This is a genomic window from Mesorhizobium sp. RCC_202, from assembly GCF_041355295.1.
Classification (GTDB): Bacteria; Pseudomonadota; Alphaproteobacteria; order Rhizobiales; family Rhizobiaceae; genus Mesorhizobium.
Genome location: NZ_JBFUPO010000010.1, coordinates 165,968 through 183,875, shown reverse-complemented (window position 1 = coordinate 183,875; position 17,908 = coordinate 165,968). Strand labels below are relative to the sequence as shown.

The following is a 17,908-nucleotide window of genomic DNA, read 5'->3' as shown; positions in this document are numbered from 1 at the left end:
GGGTTTCTCGTCAATCCTCGATACGGAAGGACAGCATATGCGAACCCTGACGATCGTCCTGGCGCTTTCAGCGCTGGCTCTGACACACCCGGCAAAGGCTCAGCTTGCTGGACCGCAATTGCCTCAGGCTTCACCGCCGGCGGAGCAGCCGATCCCGGACGGGACTTTACCGGATGATCAGGCTGTAACCGGTGACGAAGGCCAGAACATCACCAACATCGTCGTGGTGGCGATGGAGGATTTGCCCGCCGACATCAAGGCACAAGCCGAGGACGTGGTCACCCGAACCACCGCCGAGGACCTGGTCAAGCTGCAGAAATCGGTCGACGCATCGCCTGAAGCGGTGTCAGCGCTACGCGCCAATGGCTTGAACTCAAGCCAAGTGGTGGCGGCCAACATCGACGGCGACGGCACCGTGACGCTGATCATCCAGACAACGGCTTGATTCGGCGACAGCCGCAACCCGAACCATGCCAGAGGAGACCGGATGATGGCTATCTTGCCGACGCCGGACCCGACGCCTGTCCCGGTGCCAAATCCACCGCCCATTCCCGAGCCGAAGCCGATGCGCGAACCGGATCCGGACAGGTTGCCCGACGAGGCGCCACTGCCCAACCCGGATGAAAACGACGCGCCGCCCAAGCATGGGGACCGAGGTTAGCGCAAGCTCAAGATAAGCAGGAGGCGCCGAGCGCGCCTCCCGACCAATCGCTCACTCCCCGCGCATCGTCGCCTGGAAGGTCGGCAGGTGCTTCTTCTGCGCCTCGATCATGCGCTCGCGATAAACGCCATAGATGACGTCGGTGTCATGCAGCGTCACACCGGCAATGGTCGGCGAGGCGAAGACCGGCAGTTCGATGCCGCGCTTCGACAGTTGCTCGGCCGTGCGCGCCAAAAGCTCATGCGCCATGATCATGGCCAGCACCGTCGATGACCCCGCGACCGGCCGGCTCCAGCCCTCGACCGGCACCACCGCGTCCTCGATCGGCGAGCAGGTGTCGATGACGATGTCGGCGGCATCCGCCAGCCGCTTGCCCGAGGAGTGCGTGGCCGGCTTGTCGAGATTGTTCTTGCTGGTCACCGCGACGACGAAGATGCCACGTTTCTTGGCGTAGAGCGCAGTGTCGATGCCGGACGAGTTGCGGCCGCTATGGCCGAAGATGATGATGGAATCGCCCTTGTTGAGCGGCTGATGGTCGAGAAATTTCTCGGCATACTTCTCCGTCCGCTCCAGCCACAAAAGCTCGCGCACGCCGCCGGCGCCGAGCACATTGTGCCACATCACGCGCGGGTCGGTCAGCGGATTGAAGCCGACGAAGCTGCCATAGCGCGGGAACATCTCCTGCGCCGGCAGCACCGAATGGCCCGAGCCGTAGAGATGGACCAGCCCGCCATTTTCCAGCGTATCGGCAAAACGGCTCGCCGCCTGGCCGAAGGCTTCCGAATTGGCCTTCGATGCCTGCTCGATGAGGGCGACGAGACGGGGGATGTAAAGATCGGACACGATGGTACTCCTGTTTGGTGTCAGCTTCTTGGGGTTGGCGAAATGCGGCCGGCGCGCAGCGTCGAGCGGATCTCGTAGCGGTCGCCGCGCATGACGGAGACGGTGAATTCGAATGGGCCGCGCTCATCGACGGTGATGCGCTCGACCACGAAGGCCGGGCTTCCCACGGGCAGGTCGAGCAGCTCGGCATCGGCAGCGCTGACGGCGCCGACGCGATAGTTCTCGCGCGCCTCGACCGGCACGATGCCATATTGCCGCTCCAGCGCCTCATAGAGCGAGCCCTTGAGCAGACCGGCATCGAGAAAGCCCGGGACGCGCGCAGCCGACAATTGCGCGGTCTGGATGCCGATCGGCTCGTTGTTGCCGAGCCTGAGCCGCCGGATCCGCACGACAGCATCGCCCTCCTCGATCTCGAGCGCGCCCGCGGCGGCGGCACTGGCTACGGTCAGGCTGCAGTCGAGCAGCCGCGAGCCGGCGACGACGCCGATATTGCCCATCTCCTGCGTGAAGGAGGTGAGCTCGCGGGTGCCGGCAACCAGCGTGGTAGAGCGCACGAAGGTGCCGCGGCCGTGTTCGCGCCGCAGCAGGCCGCTTTCCTCCAGATTGCGCAGCGCATGGCGCAACGTGATGCGGCTGACCCCGAACAGCGCGCAGAGCCGGTCCTCGGCTGGGATCTGGTCGCCCGTCGCCCACTCGCCGCCTTTGACGATCGCGCGGATCGCTTCCTCGACCTGGTACCACAGCGGTTCCGGCCGCCTGCGGTCCGGCTGCTGAAAACTCGCTTCGCTCATCTTATTTGCCTCCACCCGCTTCCCGCTTGCCCGGCCAGGGCCGCGCCAACCAGACCCGCGCGAGAGCCGAATTGCCCAGGCTTGAGTTCGATGCCGCGCAGATGCGGCGGCAGTTGCCGTCGCAGTGCCGAAAGCAGCGGCGGCCCGATCACGTCCAGCGCATCCGCCAGGCCGCCAGAAATCAGCACCGCCTGCGGATCGAGCAGCGCGACGGCACCGGCAAGGGCGGTGCCAAGCTGGCGCGCCGGCACTTCAAGCAAGGTCTGCGCGGCAATCTGACCTGCCTTGGCCGCCGCAATCAGCTGGCGGCCGTCGGCTAACCCGATCTGGCCGGCAAGCGCATCGAGCGCCCGGCCTGAGGCGACACGTTCCAGCCAGCCGCTGCGCTCCTCGCCATGGTCCTTGATATCGGCGCAGGCCCAGCCGAAAGAGCAGGCGCCGCCATGTGCGCCGGCAACGATGCGGCCATTGGCCAGCACCGCCGAACCGATGCCGGTGCCGATCGCCAGCAGGATCGCGTCCGACATGCCCCTGGCGCCGCCCGCGACGGCCTCCGCCAAAAGCGCGATCTGCGCATCGTTGCCGAGCGCGACCCGCAAGTCGGGAAACAGCACCTGGATATCGACGCCGTCGAGAAAAGAGAGGTTGGGAATCCAGCAGCAGACCGAGCCCTCGACCAGACCCGGCACCGCGAGGCCGAGCGCTTCGACCGATCCGGCCTCCCTACACAGCGCGTCGATGCGAGCGCTGAAGGCGTCGAGGCTTGTCGGCGCCGGCTCATGGCTCAACACCTTCATCGCGCCGACATCGCCGGTGGAGATGGCGGCGCGCAGATTGGTGCCGCCGAGATCGATGGCCAGAACCCGCCTCATTGGGCCGGGCCTTTGCCGAATGGCGGCGAAAACAACCCGCTGCCGGCATTCCAGGAATGCGACGCCGCCGCGAAGCTCTGGGCGTAGCGCGTGCCGCGCAGGCAGCCGCGCAGCCGGTAGAGCGCGCTGTAATAGTCGACATAAGGGAAGCTGCTGAGGCCCCGTGCCAGCTCGTATTCCATGACCGCTTCGTGCCAGGCCTCGAAACCATCGCTGACATCGACAAGATACTCGGGGCGGAAACCGTCATCGTCCTCCCAGTTCTCGCCGAACAAAAGCAGTTGCGGCGTGTGCACCGGATGGTCGCTGGCAATCGTCGGCAGGGCGGCGAAGAAGATGCCGGTCTGCGCCAGATGCGCCGCTGCGCGATGATCCTTGTGCCAGCTGCCATGCCAATGGGTGATGACGATCTCGGGTTTCAGCTCGCGAATGACGTCGCAGACTTCCAGCGCCGTATCGTCGTCGGTCGGCAGGAAAGCGTCACGCAGACCGAGGCTGCGCATTTTGACCCCGAGCCGTGCGGCCGCCTTTTGCGCTTCCCCTTCCTTCTGCGCGCAATAATGCGCGGGGATGAGGCAAGGATGACCCTGCTCGCCCATGGTCAGATGCAGGAAGGTGACCGAGGCACCGCGCCTGGCAGCAGTGGCAGCCAGCGGCCCGGCGATCACCTCGGCATCGAAGGCATGCGCGCCGACCACCAGGATCGACGTCGCGGCGTAGATCTTGTCCTCGATCATTTCATGCCTCCCCCGGCGCCGACGCCTTCTCGAATCTGGCGGGCGAGCAAACAATACATGATCAGGATCGGCGCCATCGAGATCGCCAGCGAGGCGAACACCAGGCCCCAATCGGTGCGGAACTGTCCGACGAAGACGCTGATCGCCAGCGGCACGGTCTTGTAGCGGTCGTCGAAGATGAAGATCAGCGGGAAGAAGATGTCGTTCCACACAGCGATCGCGGTGAAGATGGCGACGATCGACACCGCCGGCTTCACCATCGGCAGCACGATCTGGAACAGGATGCGCGTCTCGCCGGCGCCGTCCATGCGCGCCGCCTCGTCGAGCTCGGACGGCAACACGCGCATGAAATTGGCGAAGATGAAGACGGCGAAGGGAATGCGGATCGCCGAATAGACCAGGATCAGACCGGTCAGCGAATCGAGCAGGCCGAGGCCGCGCATCAGCGTGAACAGTTCGACCGATGCGAGCCGGATCGGCAGCATGATGCCTGAGAGGAACAGACCGAGCATGATGCCGTTCCAGCCAAGCTTGTAGCGGCTGAGCGGATAGGCGGCCATCGCCGAGACGATGATGGTAAGCAGCACCGCGCCGCCGGTGACGATCAGGCTGTTGACGAAGTTGTGGCCGAGATCGGCGCGCGTCCAGGCGCGGACGAAATTGTCGAGCGCCCAGCTCTGCGGCAGGCCGAGCCGATTGTCGTAGATCTCCGCCGTCGTCTTGAAGCAGGAGACGACGAGAATGTAGAGCGGCAACAGCACCGCCGCCGTCCACACGGCCAAGATGATCCAGCCAGGCAGCCGCGCCAGTTTCTGTGGGACAACGAGCACGCTCATAGCTCGACCGTCCGCTTGTCGAAGAAGCGCAGCATCAGCAGCGTGCCGATGCTCAAGATCAGGAACAGCGTGGTGCCGAGCGCCAAGGCCAGCCCGATATCGGTGATGCCGACCGCCCCTTCTGCGCCGAAGGCGAGCCGGTAGAAATAGGTCACCAGCGTATCGGTCGAATAGCTCGGGTTACCCTGCACGCCCTGCATCACATAGACGATATCGAACTGGTTGAAGGTGTTGATGAAGGAAAGCGTGGTCAGCGTACCCAGCGCCGGCATCAACAGCGGCAGCGCGATGGAGTAGAGCATGCGCGCATTGCCGGCGCCGTCGAGCTTCGCCGCCTCGAACACCTGCGGCGAAATCTGCCTGAGGCCCGCCGTGTAGATCAGCACCGGCAGGCCCATCCAGTTCCAGGCGTCGACGGCGATCAGCATGCCAAGGGCGGTACGGCTGTTGCCGAGCACCGTCAGGCTGCCCTGATGCAGGCCAAGGCCGTTCAACGCCCATTCGACAATGCCGCCCGGCGCCAGCAGCAGCCGCCACAGCGCGCCGACGATGACGGGGCTGAGCACCGCCGGGAAGAAGAACACCGACTGGAAGAAGGAAGCCCCCCTGCCGCGCAGGAAGAGCAGCCAGGCGAACAGCAGGCCAAGCCCGTTCTGCAGCACCATGATGCCGAAGAACCACGCCGCGTTGTGCCAGAGCGCGCCGTAGAGCCGCGCGCCGCTGGGAAAGACGAACAGGCGCGAGAAATTCGTAAGACCCGCGAACTCCTGGATGCGCAGTCCCCTCCAGGTGAAGAAGCTGCCCCATAGGGACAGGAGCAGCGGATAGAGCACGAACAGCCCGTAGACGGCCAAGGCCGGCAGGATGAACAGTACGGCCATGCGCTGCTGGGTGCTCCGGAGGCTGGTCATGCGGCGAGGCTTGGTCATCGTGCTCTGTGGAGATGCGGTCGGGCCGGCACTCTTTACTGCTTCGGCTTGAACCAGGTGGCGACGGCGGCCTGCATGTCGGCCGCCAGTTTTTCGGGCGTCACATTGCCTTCGACCATGTCGATGATCTCGGACTGCAGCACCGAGGATGCGGTCGGCGACTGCCAGCGGAAACCGACCAGGGTCAGATAAGGTGTCGAGTTCTTCGCCATCTCCATCATCTTGCCAAGCACCGGATCCTTCACCGTCACATCGGTACGAGCCGGCGGCCAGCCGAGCTCGTCGGCAAAGGCTTGCGCGAACGCGGCCGAGGCCATGTAGTTCAGCACCTTGATCGCGGCTTCCTTGTTCTGGCTTTCGGCGACCAGGCCGTAGGAGCCGTCGGAGAAAGCCGAGGTGTAGAGCTTCGCCGAAGCGTCGTCGGCCGGGAACGGGAAGATCGAGAATTTCAGCTTCGGGTTCTGCGCCTTGAAGCTGCCATTCTCGAACGAGCCGCCGAAGAACATCGCCGCCTTGCCGCCGATGAATTGCTGCGTGGCGGTGGTGTAGTCGATGCCGGCAAAACCGTCGGAATAATAAGGCTTCAATTCGGCGAAGCGCTTCAACGCCGCGACATAGCGCGGATCCTCGAAGGTCGCCTTGCCGCTCATCATCTCGTCATAGAAGCCTGGGCCGTAGAGCGTCGGCCCGATGACGCCGACGCCGATCTCCAGCTCCCAGGCCGAGCCGTTGGCGCCGCCATTGGCGATCGGCGTGATGCCCGCCGCCTTGAGCTTTTCGCAAGCCGCGACGAAATCCTTATAGGTCTTCGGCACCTCGATGCCTTGCGCTGTAAAGATATCCTCGTTGTAGAAGACACCCATCATCGGCACCGAATAGGGCACGCCGTAGATCTTGCCGTCGGCGCGACCGCGCGCGCCGCCAAGTGCTGCATCGGGCATGTTCTTCAATTCCGTCACGCTGTCGTCGAGCGCGTCGAGATAGCCGCCTTCGATGAAGGGCTGCAATTCGCCATAGGCCTTGAGCTGGGCGATGTCCGGCCCGCGGCCGCCGCGCAGCGCCGTGCTCAGCCGGTTCTGGTAGTCGGCATCGGGGGTGAACTGGATGTCGACCTTGATATCAGGATTCTTCTTTTCGAAGGCCTCGAAGATGCGATGCATCGCGGCCTCGTCCTCGGTGCGCCAGCTCCACAGGGTGACCGTCGAGTCGGCGCGGGCCGGCAGCGCCGTAAGCAGCCCGGCGCAAGCGGCGGCGAGACCGCCGATCAGGCCGAACGCGGCGCGCCGATGGATGGAAAGCATGCTCATTGCCAGTTCTCCCAGTTTCGTTTTGAGGCCGCGCGGCAGTAACGCAGCGCGAGAGTCATTCGCATGTGGGCAAGTCATTATAACGACATGACGGCGACCGCAAGTGCCTGAAAGTCGGCGGCGATCACCAATCGGCCACCAGATCGGTAGGTCATAAGGGATTAATATATTGAAGGTGTTATATAAATTCTTCAGCGCATCTCTGCCGAAGATTTCTGATCTGCAAACCGCCGGTAGAGAGTCGATAGGTTAGGGCTTGCGCCATCATTCAAACTTGTCATAACGTCATTGCTCGTGTCACAGCTTGTGTGGAGGATGCCGATGTCGCTTGCCTGGATCTCGAAGCTGACCCTTGCCGCGGGATTGCTTGCCCTGCCCGCGACCGGCTGGGCGCAATCGGTCAACATCTCCTATCTGACGCATTGGTCGCCCGAGACGGTGGCTTTGCTGGAGGCGGCGGCCAAGGATTTTTCGAAAGCCAATCCGGATGTCGCCATCACCGTGCGCGCGGTTCCCTTCGGCGATCTCTTGACCACGCTGCGCTCGCAGGGCGGCAGCGCCGACGGGCCGACGATCGGCGGTATCTACGATCTGTGGCTGCCGGAACTGGCGCGCGACAAGCTGGTCGCTCCCGCTCCCGATGCCGTGGCAAGCGACGTCAAGAGCGCCTGGCCGGCGGGCGTCGTCAGCGCCGCCTCGGTCGGCGGCGCGCTGTACGGCATCCCGAACGAGATCGACGTCTACGCGTTGAACTACAACAAGGCGCTGTTCAAGGAAGCCGGCATCGCCGCGCCGCCGAAAACCTGGGCCGAATTCAAGGACACCGCCGCCAAGCTCACCAACAAGGACAACGGCCAACAGGGCTTCGGCATGATCAACTCATGGGCGGCGGGCGTCGTCCATCCCTTCGCCTCGTTGCTGGTCTCCAATGGCGGCGAGCTGGTCAAGGACGGCAAGCCGGCGTTGGACTCGAAAGAAGCCGCGGAGACCTTCGCGCTCTATGAGGACCTGATCAAATCCGGCGCCAGCGTGCCGTCGATGGCCACGGCCGACGCCAACACCACCGGCCCGTTCCTCGACAATTTCGTCTCCGGCAAGACCGCCATGATCATCATGGCCAACTGGTGGGAGAGCGCGCTGAAGACCGGCATGGGCGACAAATTCGCCGACATCGCCACAGCACCCATCCCGGTCGGCCCGAGCGGCGACAAGCCGCATTCGATCTCCTATTCCTGGATGACCGTCGTCAACGCCAAGGCGGGCGCGGCCGAGCAGAAAGCGGCATGGGAATTCCTCGCCTGGCTGAACAGCTCGAAGTCCGGCAAGAACGGCGCCTCGGCCATGTCCGACATCCTGATGTCGATGGGCATCCTGCCGTCGCGCAACTCCGACATCACGGCGCACAAGGACAAGCTCGGCTCCGAATTCCTGTCCGGCTACGTCTCGGTGCTTGCCGACGCAAGGCCCTTCCCTGTCGTGCTTGGCGGCCAGGAATTTTCCGAATCCCTGCAGCAGACGCTCGAAGCGTTGCAGTATGGCCAGGTCTCGGCCAAGGATGCGCAGGCGAACGCCCAGAACGACGCCACGTCGATCCTGGAGCGCGCGGCGAAGTAAGCTCGGGTTTCTGACCGGAAGCAGATGAATGGCCAAAGCTTTTCGTGCCTCGGCGGGCATCATGCTTGCGCCCGCCGTGACGCTGATCGGCGTGTTCGTGCTTGTGCCGATGCTGCTCACCATCTGGCTGTCGTTCCACGACTGGTCGACCCAGACGCCCTTCTCCGAAGCGAGCTTCATCGGCACCAGCAACTTTCGCGAGATTTTTGGCCCGACGTCCGTCGGCCGCGACTTCCAGGCGGCCCTCCTCAACACCGCAGTCTACACCGCGCTGTCGGTCGTGCTCATCCTGCCGCTGTCGGTCATCTTCGGCCTTCTGGTCTATCAGCGCGACGTCGCGGGCGGCACGGCGCTGCGGACGGTGCTGTTCTCCACCTACATGGTGCCGATGATTGCGGTGGCGCTGGTCTGGTCGAAACTCTATTCGCCAAGCGAAGGCCCGCTAAACCAAATGCTGGCGCTCATCGGCATCGGCCCGCAGCCCTGGCTGTCCTCGCCGCGCTCGGCGCTGGTTTCGATCGTGCTCCTCAACGTCTGGCAGCAGGTCGGCTATTTCACCGTGCTGGCGATCGCCGGCCTGACGCAGATCCCGGGCAGCCTTTATGAGGCCGCGAAGCTCGACGGCGCCAACGGCCAAGAGCAGTTCCGCTTCATTACGCTGCCGCTGCTTCGCCGCACGCTTCTGTTCAGCGCCGTCATCGCCATCATCAACGCCGTGCAGGTGTTCGAGCCGGTGGCGCTGATCACGCAAGGCGGGCCGGTCGGCTCCACCAACGTGCTCACCTATCATATCCGTCGCGTCGGCATCGAACGCGCGCAGGGGGGCCTCGGCTCGGCCATGGCGGTGATGCTGATGCTGTCGTTGATCGTCTGCGTTTCGGCGCTGTTCTCACTTGTCAACCGGAAGGACAGCCAATGAGCGCGCCGCGCAAGCGTCCTTCGGGCCGCAAAGCGCTGCTCGCAACAGCTATGCTGCTGGTCGCCGTGGCTTCCGCCTTCCCGCTCGCCTGGATGGTGCTCTCCAGCCTGAAGACGCCGGCCGAGACCATGCAGACGCCGCCGGTCTGGATCCCGCGCACACCGAGCTTTGAAGCTTACGAAAAAGTCGCCGGCGTCATCAATCTTGGACGCTCGATGTGGAACTCGCTGGTCATCGCCTCGGTCACCACCGCCGGCATCCTGCTGACCAGCATGATGGCCGGCTACGCCTTCGCCAAATACCAGTTCCGTGGCCGATCGCTGCTGTTCGCGCTGCTGATCGCCACCATGTTCCTGCCACCGATCGTCACACTGATCCCGCTCTACAGGATGGTCGGCTCGATCGGCCTCAACGCCAGCCTTGCCGGCATCATCGTGCCCAATCTCGCCAACGCCTTCGGCATCTTCCTGATGCGCCAGTTCATCGCCGGCGTGCCGGACGATTTGATCGACGCCGCCCGCATGGACGGCGCCTCAGAACTGCTCATCCTGTTCAAGATCGTTGCGCCGAGCATAGCACCGGCGATCGCCGCACTTGCGCTGTTTGCCTTCGTCTATCACTGGAACAGTTATCTGTGGCCGCTCACCGTGCTGCAGGGCAATGCCGACGCCTACCCGATCGTCATCAGCCTGAGCCGGCTGCTCAGCTACAACCGCGGCGCCGTCAACACCGGCCTGGTGATGGCCGGCGCCACGCTCGCCGTGCTGCCGCCGCTGGTGCTCTTCGTCTTCCTGCAGCGCTTCTTCGTCGACTCGATCGTGGGGTCGGCGATCAAGGGTTAGCTTGTCGGATCATCGACATTCGGCAAGTCGAGCGCGGAACGCAGCAAGCCGGCATCCCGCCGGTAGAGCGTCGAATAGCTGACCGGTGCCAGGATGTTGGCGTAAGTTTGGAATCCGCGATGCGCTTGTTGAAGGGTATCGCTCCGCAGCCGGGAACCAGGCAGTCATGTTTTCGGACGTTGGCTGTAGGAACAAACCCGGCCGAGATATCGGTCGCTGCCTGGCTCGAACAGGAATATATCGAGCTGATGGCTGGCGACGCTGATGCCAGCGCCTGCCTCGAAGGCCTGCCGCAGCGAGGCGGCTCCCGCGCGGCGCAACTCGCCGAGCCGATGTTGCGAGTCGACCCACACCGCCAGATCGAGATCGCTGCACTCGTGCCAGACCTCGACGCGCGCGCGACGGAATTCGCTGAACCGGGGACCTCCTTCCAGAGTGGTTTTGCCACTGACCCTATGACAGCGATCGCCTCGATTTCGGGGAACGCCATCCAGGACTGCGTAACGATCGGCGGCTTCGCGGAATTCGCGCTGGCGCCGCAGGAGGTAACGGTTCTGCTCTTCGATCTGCGCGCGCTTCATGATTCACCAAAGCAGCTTTATCACACTGCGTTTGGGGCCATCGAAGGCTGAGTTCGGCCAGCCGTCAAGAGTGCGACTGCCCTTATTCAAATCGCGCTGGCGTCCACGCCCCATCCGCCGCATTCGACTCCACCGCCGCCGCCACGAACTTCACACCGCGCGCGCCGTCGATCACGTCGGGCACCTGCGCCGCACGTGTGGCATCCACGGCATTTCCCGATCGATGCGCGCGAATAATGTCGGCGGCGTCGCGGTAGAAATTGGCGAAGGCCTCGATATAGCCTTCCGGATGCGCGGCCGGCATGCGCGACACGCGCCGCGCTTCCGCCGTCGAACCGTGGCCGCCGCGCACCAGCGTGCGCGTCTCCTCGCCATAGGGCGAGAAGCGCAATTCCTCCGGCCGCGAGCCCGACCATTCTAGCCCTGCCTTGTCGCCATAGATGCGCACCGAGACGTCGTTGTAGTGACCGGGCGAGGTTTGGCTGGCGAGGATCGTGCCACGCGCGCCGCCCGCCCAGCGCACCAGCACATGCGCATTGTCGTCGAGCCGCCGCCCGGGCACCGCGGTGAACAGATCGGCGGACACAGCCTCGGCCTCAAAGCCGGAAATAAAACTTGCCAGGTTGAAGGCATGCACGCCGATATCGGCAAGCACTGCCGACTGCCCGGCGCGCGCCGGATCGGTGCGCCATTCCGCTTGTTTCTGGCCCTCGGCGTCGATCGGCTTGGTCAGCCAATCCTGAATATAGGCGCCATGCACCGACACGATGCGGCCGAGTTCTCCCGCGGCCACCATCTCGCGCGCCTGGCGGACCATGGCATAGCCGGTGTTGTTGAGGGTAACGACGAAGCGCCGCTGCTTGGCCTTGGTCAGCGCCACCAGCGCTTGCGCTTCGCCAAGCGTCGTCGACAGTGGCTTGTCGCAGATGACGTCGATCCCGGCTTCGAGGAAAGCGGTGGCGATCGGCGCATGCAGATGGTTGGGCGTGACGATGACCACCGCCTCGATGCCGTCCGGCAGCATTGCCTCGGCTTTGGCCATTTCGTGGTAATCCGCATAGCTGCGTTCCGGCGCAATGCCGATCTCGGCGGCCGAGACAGCCGCGTTCTCGGGATCCGAAGACAGCGCGCCGGCGACCAGCGCGATCTGGTCGTCGAGCCGCATCGCCAGTCGGTGCACCGCGCCGATGAAGGCATTGCGGCCGCCTCCGACCATGCCGACCCGCAGCCGTTGGCGCGACATTCCATCAGCGGTTGCATAGACCATGATTACGATTATTCTCCTGATTGGCGACGGCGGTTGCCGTAAGCTTTCGACTAAGGTCGACCCTTGTTTTCGAATGATATTTCTATTTTTCCGTTTGTAAAACGATTGTGCCGCGTTAGCTTTTTATCCAGGTCCAGCTAGAGCATGATCCCGAAGAGTGGGAACCGGTTTTCGGAAAGGATAATGCTTCAGCATAAGAGCCACATCCGGAGGGCAGGGGCTGGATGACGCATCCGATGGTTGGGGTAATCATGAGGCATGTTTTATGAGCGGCCGTCGCGGAGCGGCTGATAAGCCGTCTACGCATAGTTTGGAGACGGCGGCGAGAAAGCGAAGCCGCTCGCTGGCGGCATTGGGTTACACCAAACCGCAAACTTACGAGGAACTGCGCGCGGTGCTGTCCTCGGGCACGGTGCATTTCCCCAAGCGGCTGCGCCAGGTCGCCATCTACCTTTGGCAGCATCCAAGCGACGTGGCGCTCGGCACGATCGCGCAAGTGGCGGCGCAGGCCGGCGTGCAGCCGTCGACCCTTGTCCGTTTCGCGCAGATCTTCGGCTATGCCGGCTTTTCCGATTTCCAGAGCCTGTTCAAGGACCGTATGAAAGGCTCTTGGCCCGAGACGCAGGGCAGCCAGGAAAAGATGGCGGAACCCACCGCCGATCTGCATTTCCTCAACGGCATGGTCGGCGCCTCGCAGGCTTCGCTCAGCCGCATCGGCAACAGTTTCGACATCGGCGCCTTCGAGGCTATGGTCGACCATCTGTCGGCGGCCGATCTGATCTACGTCATCGGCTCCAAACGCGCCTTCCCCGTCACCACTTATCTGTCGCTGACGCTGTCGCAGCAGGGAGTGCGCAACGTGCTGGTCGACAATGTCGGCTCGAGCGCGCTCGATCAGGTCGGCTGCATCACGCCGAGCGACGCGGTGCTGGCTGTCTCCTTTAGCCCCTACAATTCGATCACGCCCGATCTGGTCGCCGTCGCGCATGAGCGCAAGGCGCGCATCGTCACCATCACCGACAGCACGTTTTCGCCGCTGGTCCGGCTGTCTGACACCTGGTTGGAAGTGGTCGAGCAGGATTTTGGCGGCTTCCGCTCGCTCGCCGCCTCGCTAGCCGTCGGCATGGCCTTGGTCCACGGCGTCGTCGCCCGCCGGACAGGCTGACGACTACGATTGACTAAAAAGAACTGTCGTTCCATATTTGAAAAAATAGAAACTTTGTTCCGGGAGGAGGAATGGAGGTCCGTCTCGACGGCAAGGTGGTGCTTATCACCGGCGCCACGCAAGGCATCGGCCGCGCGATCGCGGAGCTTGCCGCGCGCTCCGGCGCCGCCGGCCTGCTGATCACCGGTCGTGACCGGGCGCGCGGCGATGCTGCCGCGGCGGAGCTTTCCGCCATGGGCGCTCCGGCGATCTTTGCCGCCGCCGACCTCGGCGATGCCGAGGCTCCAGCGCAATTGGCAGAGGCCTGCGTCGAGCGCTTCGGTCGCATCGACGGCCTGGTCAACGCCGCCGGTCTCACCGACCGCGCCTCTTTCGTCGACGCAACGCTCGACGACTGGGCCTCGCTTTTCGCCGTCAATGCCCGTGCACCCTTCTTCCTGATGCAGGCAGCCATCGCCGACATGAAGAAGCGCGGACAGGGTGGCGCTATTGTCAACATCCTGTCGATCAACGCGCATTGCGGCGCGCCCGAGCTTGCCGTCTATTCCGCGAGCAAGGGGGCACTGGCGACGCTGACCAAGAACGCCGCCAACGCGCACCGCTTCGACCGCATCCGCGTCAATGGCATCAATGTCGGCTGGACAGACACGCCGGCCGAGCGCGTCATGCAGGCCGATACGCTTGGCCAGGGGCCGGGCTGGCTCGATGACGCCAACGCCACGCAGCCCTTCGGCCGGCTGTTCTCCGTTGACGACATAGCCAACCTTGCCGTCTTCCTGCTCTCCGACGCGGCCGGGCCGATGACCGGCACGCTGGTCGATCAGGAGCAATGGGTCATCGGAGCCAATCGGTGAGCCCCTCGCCCGCCGACCATCTAAGCCCTGCCCTGCTCGATCGGTTGCCGCCGAACGTTCGCAAGCCGGCTTACGACCGTGCCGCGCTGCGGCCCGGCATCGCGCATATCGGCGTCGGCGCTTTCCACCGCTGCCACCAGGCCGAATACACCGACGACCTTCTCGAACACCATTTCGACCGCTGGGGGTTGATCGGCATCAACATCCGCCCGCCTTCGCTTGCCGAGACGCTTGGGCGGCAGGACAGCCTCTATACTCGATTGATCCGTCAGAACGACGACGTGGAAGCGCGCATCATCGGCAGCATCGTGCGTGTCGTCGACAGCCAGGACAGCGCCGCGCCGGCGTTAGACGTGCTCGCTTGGCCGGAGATCGAAATCGTCACCATGACGGTCACCGAGAAGGGCTATTGCCACATCCCGTCGAGCGGCGCGCTCGATCTCGATCATCCCGACATCGTCCATGACCTCGCCAACCCGCACGCGCCGCGCAGCGTGCCCGGCATCCTGGCGCGGGCGCTGGAACTGCGCATGGCCTCGCATGGCCGGCCGGTGACGCTGCTGTCCTGCGACAACATTCCCACCAACGGCATCATCCTCGGCAATGTCGTGCGCACCTTCGCCGAGCGACGCGGCTCCACTCTGGCGAACTGGATCGCCGCCAATGTCGCCTTCCCCTCGGCCATGGTCGACCGCATCGCGCCGGCGACGACCAAAGCCGATATCGATACCGTCGAAAAACGCTTTGGCTACCGCGACAGCGCCGTCGTCATCGGCGAGCGTTTCCGCCAATGGGTGATCGAGAACCGCTTCGTCGGCCGCGTGCCGCGCTGGGACCTCGTCGGCGCCAGTTTCGTCGATGATGTCACGCCGTTCGAGCATCTCAAGATGCGGGTGTTGAACGGCGCCCAGACGACGCTGAGCTATCTCGGCGTTCTGAGCGGCTTCAAGCATACATTCGAGGCGATCGCCGACCCGCTGCTTGCCGGTTTCGTCCGCCGCATGCTGACCGAAGAAACCCTGCCGACGCTAATGCCGGTGCCCGGCATTGTGCCGACGGCCTATGTTGAGCAAAGCCTGTCGCGCCTCACCAACACCGCGATCCATCACCGCAACCACCAGATTGCCACCGACGGTTCGCAGAAAATCGTCCAGCGCCTGCTCAACCCGATCCGCGACCGCCTGGCAAAGGGCGACAGTATCGCGCTGCTCTCGGTGCCGGTTGCCGGCTGGATGGCTTACCTGGTCAAGGCTTCCGCGCGCTTCGGTCGCGCCTGGCAGGTGTCCGATCCTTTCGCCGACAAGATCGCCGCCATTGCCGACCGCATCGGCTCGGACATCGGGGCGCTTGTCGAAGCGATCCTCGCCGTCGACGCGATCTTCGACCCGGCTCTGGCCGCCAACCGGGTATTCCGCGCCCATGTCGTCGCCGGCCTTGACGGTCTGCTGTCGGACGATCCGATGGGTTTTGTCAGGCAAGTCTTGGCTGAGCCAACGGATGACCGATTGAAGCAACCGGCGCGATCTGCATAGTAGCAACCGGGAGGGATTATGAAGCTTGGACTGCTCACTGCACCGTTTCCGGATACGCCGCTCGGCGAGGTCGTCGACTGGGCGCGCTCGGTCGGTTTCGAGGCGCTGGAAATCGCCTGCTGGCCGAAGACCTCAGGCGCCAGCCGCCGCTACGCCGGCACCAGCCATATCGATGTGGACATCCCGGCCGCGCAGGCCAAGGACATCGCCGCCGAGCTCGCCGGCCGGGGCATGACCATTTCGGGCCTCGGCTTCTATCCCAATCCCTTGCATCCCGACCAGGCGCATCGCGAGGCGGTGATCGCTCATCTGAAGAAGGTGATCGTGCTGGCGAGCCGCATGGGCGTTTCGCTGGTCAACACTTTCTGCGGCGGCGATGCCTCGAAGACCATCGACGCCAATTGGGAAGACGCGCAAAAAGCCTGGCCGGCAATTATCGCCCATGCGCGCGAGCATGGCGTCAAGCTCGCCTTTGAAAACTGCCCGATGATCTTCAGCTATGACGAATGGCCGGGCGGGCACAACATCGCCTACTCGCCTTACATCTGGCGCCGTATCCTGGAAGCCTGGGGCGGCGACGTCGGCATGAACTTCGACCCCTCGCATCTCGTCTGGCAGATGATCGACAAGGAGCGCTTCATTCGCGAGTTCGGCAGCCACATGCTGCATGTGCATGCCAAGGACCTGATGATTGATCATGATGGTTTGTACGAGCGCGGAATCCTTTCGGCCGGCATAGGCTGGCAGGTGCCGCGCATGCCGGGGCTGGGGGACATCGACTGGAGCAGGATCTTTTCCGGCCTTTATCGCGCCGGATATGACGGTCCGGTCATCATCGAGCACGAGGACCGCCGCTTCGAGGGGACGGACGAGAATGTGAAGCGCGGCTTCCTGTTGGCTCGCGATGTGCTGCGTCCTTTCATCAAATGACGAAAAGCTTGGTTCTGATCGCTATCGGAACCCGGAACTAAACAACGAAAATCAATGTGGAGGAGTAACTGAAATGAAAAAACATCTGACCAAGGCCGCGCTCCTTGCGGGTGCTTCCCTGCTCGCCTCGGTGGGCGCCTCTGTCGCCGCCGGCAAGTACACGATCGGCATCTCCAACACGGTGCAGGGCAATGGCTGGCGCGAGGAGATGATCTGCGCCATGAAGGCGCAGGCGCTGGCTTCCGGCGAGGTGGCCAAGCTCAACATCGCCCACCGCAACACCGATGCCGCCGGCCAGCTCGAGGACATCCGCAACCTGATCAGCGCCAAGGTCGACGCCATCGTCGTCAACCCGGCCGATCCGGCCGGCATCAAGGCAGGCCTCGAGGAAGCCACCAAGGCCGGCATCGTCGTCGTTGCCGTCGATCAGGCGGTGACCGAACCGTCCGCCTACATCATCTCCAACAACCAGGAGCAGTACGCCTATCTCGGCGCCAAGTGGCTGTTCCAGCAGATGGGCGGCAAGGGCGAAGTGTTCTACATGCGCGGCGCTGCCGGCGCTTCGGCCGACAGCGATCGCGACAAAGGCTTCAAGAAGGCGCTGGCCGAATTCCCCGACGTGAAGGTGGCGCAGGAAGTCTTCACCGGCTGGCAGCAGGACCAGGCCAAGCAGCAGATCTTGTCCTTCCTCGCCACCGGCACGCCGATCAACGGCATCTGGACCTCGGGCATCGACAACGTCATCGTCGACGCGCTGGTCGAGCAGCAGGCGCCGATGGTGCCGGTTGTCGGCGCCGACAATGCCGGCTTCGTCGGCCAGCTCAGCTCGGTCAAGGGCCTGGTCGGCGCTGCCGTCACCAACCCCGGCTCGATCGGTGGCGCCGGCGTGACGCTGGCGCTGCAGATCCTCGACGGCAAGAAGCCGGCGCAGCAGACCGTCCTGGTCAATCCGGAGCTCTGGGAAAACGCCAGCGACGCGGGCAAGGCCAAGCTGAAGAGCGTCGTCGACCCCTCGCTCAGCCCCGAATGGCCGGTCTCGATCTCTATTCCTGACTGGACGACCTACACCAAGGACCAGATCATCGCCTGCAAGGGCCCGGGCGAGTAAGCGCCTGATCCGAACGGAAACGCGAGGACGCCGGACCAAGGTCTGGCGTCCTTGCCATTTCATTTGGCACGCATAGTTTGAGCTTCGAGCAATTCCAGGAAAAGTGTGAGCGGTTTTCCG

At 63.9% G+C, this 17,908-nt stretch carries 19 protein-coding genes; 11 read left to right on the top strand and 8 right to left on the bottom strand.

Annotation, left to right across the window (positions count from 1 at the left end; all coding sequences use genetic code 11):
• The first annotated feature begins 37 nt into the window (after nucleotides 1-37).
• Together AB6802_RS22920 and AB6802_RS22915 are read left to right on the top strand one after the other, a co-directional pair.
• Nucleotides 38-445, top strand: coding sequence for a hypothetical protein (locus AB6802_RS22920; RefSeq protein ID WP_371012458.1), 408 nt, complete (start codon nucleotides 38-40; stop codon nucleotides 443-445).
• 45 nt (nucleotides 446-490) lie between these two features.
• Nucleotides 491-661: a hypothetical protein gene (locus tag AB6802_RS22915; RefSeq protein ID WP_371012457.1), complete on the top strand. Its 171-nt coding sequence runs from the start codon at nucleotides 491-493 to the stop codon at nucleotides 659-661.
• Between the two features lie 51 nt (nucleotides 662-712).
• Here AB6802_RS22915 and AB6802_RS22910 read toward each other — a convergent pair whose 3' ends face one another.
• The 7 genes from AB6802_RS22910 to AB6802_RS22880 are packed head-to-tail and all read right to left on the bottom strand — an operon-like array spanning nucleotide 713 to nucleotide 6,976.
• A complete protein-coding gene (locus AB6802_RS22910; protein ID WP_371012456.1) occupies nucleotides 713-1,504 on the bottom strand; it encodes a sugar isomerase domain-containing protein in 792 nt (263 codons plus the stop codon).
• Nucleotides 1,505-1,524: 20 nt separating this feature from the next.
• On the bottom strand, nucleotides 1,525-2,295 hold the full coding sequence (locus tag AB6802_RS22905) for a GntR family transcriptional regulator (protein ID WP_371012455.1): 771 nt from the start codon (nucleotides 2,293-2,295) through the stop codon (nucleotides 1,525-1,527).
• The gene (locus AB6802_RS22900) at nucleotides 2,292-3,167 is read right to left on the bottom strand and encodes an ROK family protein (protein ID WP_371012454.1); all 876 of its coding nucleotides are present in this window, start codon (nucleotides 3,165-3,167) and stop codon (nucleotides 2,292-2,294) included. Before AB6802_RS22900 ends, AB6802_RS22905 begins: the two co-directional genes overlap by 4 nt.
• Nucleotides 3,164-3,904, bottom strand: a complete 741-nt coding sequence (locus tag AB6802_RS22895; protein WP_371012453.1) for a PIG-L deacetylase family protein — start codon at nucleotides 3,902-3,904, stop codon at nucleotides 3,164-3,166. Before AB6802_RS22895 ends, AB6802_RS22900 begins: the two co-directional genes overlap by 4 nt.
• Nucleotides 3,901-4,740 (bottom strand): carbohydrate ABC transporter permease, encoded by an 840-nt coding sequence (locus AB6802_RS22890; protein ID WP_371012452.1) that lies wholly within the window; start codon nucleotides 4,738-4,740, stop codon nucleotides 3,901-3,903. The genes AB6802_RS22895 and AB6802_RS22890 overlap by 4 nt, the downstream gene beginning before the upstream one ends.
• Nucleotides 4,737-5,651 carry a carbohydrate ABC transporter permease gene (locus tag AB6802_RS22885; protein ID WP_371012451.1) on the bottom strand — a complete coding sequence of 305 codons (915 nt, stop codon included), beginning with the start codon at nucleotides 5,649-5,651 and terminating at the stop codon, nucleotides 4,737-4,739. The genes AB6802_RS22890 and AB6802_RS22885 overlap by 4 nt, the downstream gene beginning before the upstream one ends.
• Before the next feature lie 53 nt (nucleotides 5,652-5,704).
• The gene (locus tag AB6802_RS22880) at nucleotides 5,705-6,976 is read right to left on the bottom strand and encodes an extracellular solute-binding protein (protein ID WP_371012450.1); all 1,272 of its coding nucleotides are present in this window, start codon (nucleotides 6,974-6,976) and stop codon (nucleotides 5,705-5,707) included.
• A gap of 321 nt (nucleotides 6,977-7,297) precedes the next feature.
• Between AB6802_RS22880 and AB6802_RS22875 the strand changes: the two genes are divergently transcribed.
• The 4 genes from AB6802_RS22875 to AB6802_RS22860 all read left to right on the top strand — a co-directional run bounded on the left by AB6802_RS22875 (nucleotide 7,298) and on the right by AB6802_RS22860 (nucleotide 10,983).
• Nucleotides 7,298-8,590, top strand: coding sequence for an ABC transporter substrate-binding protein (locus AB6802_RS22875; protein WP_371012449.1), 1,293 nt, complete (start codon nucleotides 7,298-7,300; stop codon nucleotides 8,588-8,590).
• Between the two features lie 28 nt (nucleotides 8,591-8,618).
• Nucleotides 8,619-9,509 (top strand): carbohydrate ABC transporter permease, encoded by an 891-nt coding sequence (locus tag AB6802_RS22870; RefSeq protein ID WP_371012448.1) that lies wholly within the window; start codon nucleotides 8,619-8,621, stop codon nucleotides 9,507-9,509.
• On the top strand, nucleotides 9,506-10,351 hold the full coding sequence (locus tag AB6802_RS22865) for a carbohydrate ABC transporter permease (RefSeq protein WP_371012447.1): 846 nt from the start codon (nucleotides 9,506-9,508) through the stop codon (nucleotides 10,349-10,351). The genes AB6802_RS22870 and AB6802_RS22865 overlap by 4 nt, the downstream gene beginning before the upstream one ends.
• A gap of 119 nt (nucleotides 10,352-10,470) precedes the next feature.
• Nucleotides 10,471-10,983: a hypothetical protein gene (locus AB6802_RS22860; protein ID WP_371012446.1), complete on the top strand. Its 513-nt coding sequence runs from the start codon at nucleotides 10,471-10,473 to the stop codon at nucleotides 10,981-10,983.
• A 31-nt stretch (nucleotides 10,984-11,014) separates the two neighbouring features.
• Here AB6802_RS22860 and AB6802_RS22855 read toward each other — a convergent pair whose 3' ends face one another.
• On the bottom strand, nucleotides 11,015-12,199 hold the full coding sequence (locus AB6802_RS22855; protein ID WP_371012445.1) for a Gfo/Idh/MocA family protein: 1,185 nt from the start codon (nucleotides 12,197-12,199) through the stop codon (nucleotides 11,015-11,017).
• Nucleotides 12,200-12,464: 265 nt separating this feature from the next.
• On the opposite strand from AB6802_RS22855, the gene AB6802_RS22850 reads away from it, so the two are divergent.
• The 5 genes from AB6802_RS22850 to AB6802_RS22830 all read left to right on the top strand — a co-directional run bounded on the left by AB6802_RS22850 (nucleotide 12,465) and on the right by AB6802_RS22830 (nucleotide 17,788).
• On the top strand, nucleotides 12,465-13,364 hold the full coding sequence (locus AB6802_RS22850; RefSeq protein ID WP_371012444.1) for a MurR/RpiR family transcriptional regulator: 900 nt from the start codon (nucleotides 12,465-12,467) through the stop codon (nucleotides 13,362-13,364).
• 71 nt (nucleotides 13,365-13,435) lie between these two features.
• Nucleotides 13,436-14,218, top strand: coding sequence for an SDR family oxidoreductase (locus AB6802_RS22845; RefSeq protein ID WP_371012443.1), 783 nt, complete (start codon nucleotides 13,436-13,438; stop codon nucleotides 14,216-14,218).
• A complete protein-coding gene (locus AB6802_RS22840; protein ID WP_371012442.1) occupies nucleotides 14,215-15,750 on the top strand; it encodes a mannitol dehydrogenase family protein in 1,536 nt (511 codons plus the stop codon). The genes AB6802_RS22845 and AB6802_RS22840 overlap by 4 nt, the downstream gene beginning before the upstream one ends.
• 18 nt (nucleotides 15,751-15,768) lie before the next feature.
• Entirely contained in the window at nucleotides 15,769-16,680 is a 912-nt protein-coding gene (locus tag AB6802_RS22835; RefSeq protein ID WP_371012441.1) for a sugar phosphate isomerase/epimerase family protein, read from the top strand.
• 73 nt (nucleotides 16,681-16,753) lie between these two features.
• Nucleotides 16,754-17,788 carry an ABC transporter substrate-binding protein gene (locus AB6802_RS22830; protein ID WP_371012440.1) on the top strand — a complete coding sequence of 345 codons (1,035 nt, stop codon included), beginning with the start codon at nucleotides 16,754-16,756 and terminating at the stop codon, nucleotides 17,786-17,788.
• Nucleotides 17,789-17,908 lie beyond the last annotated feature (120 nt).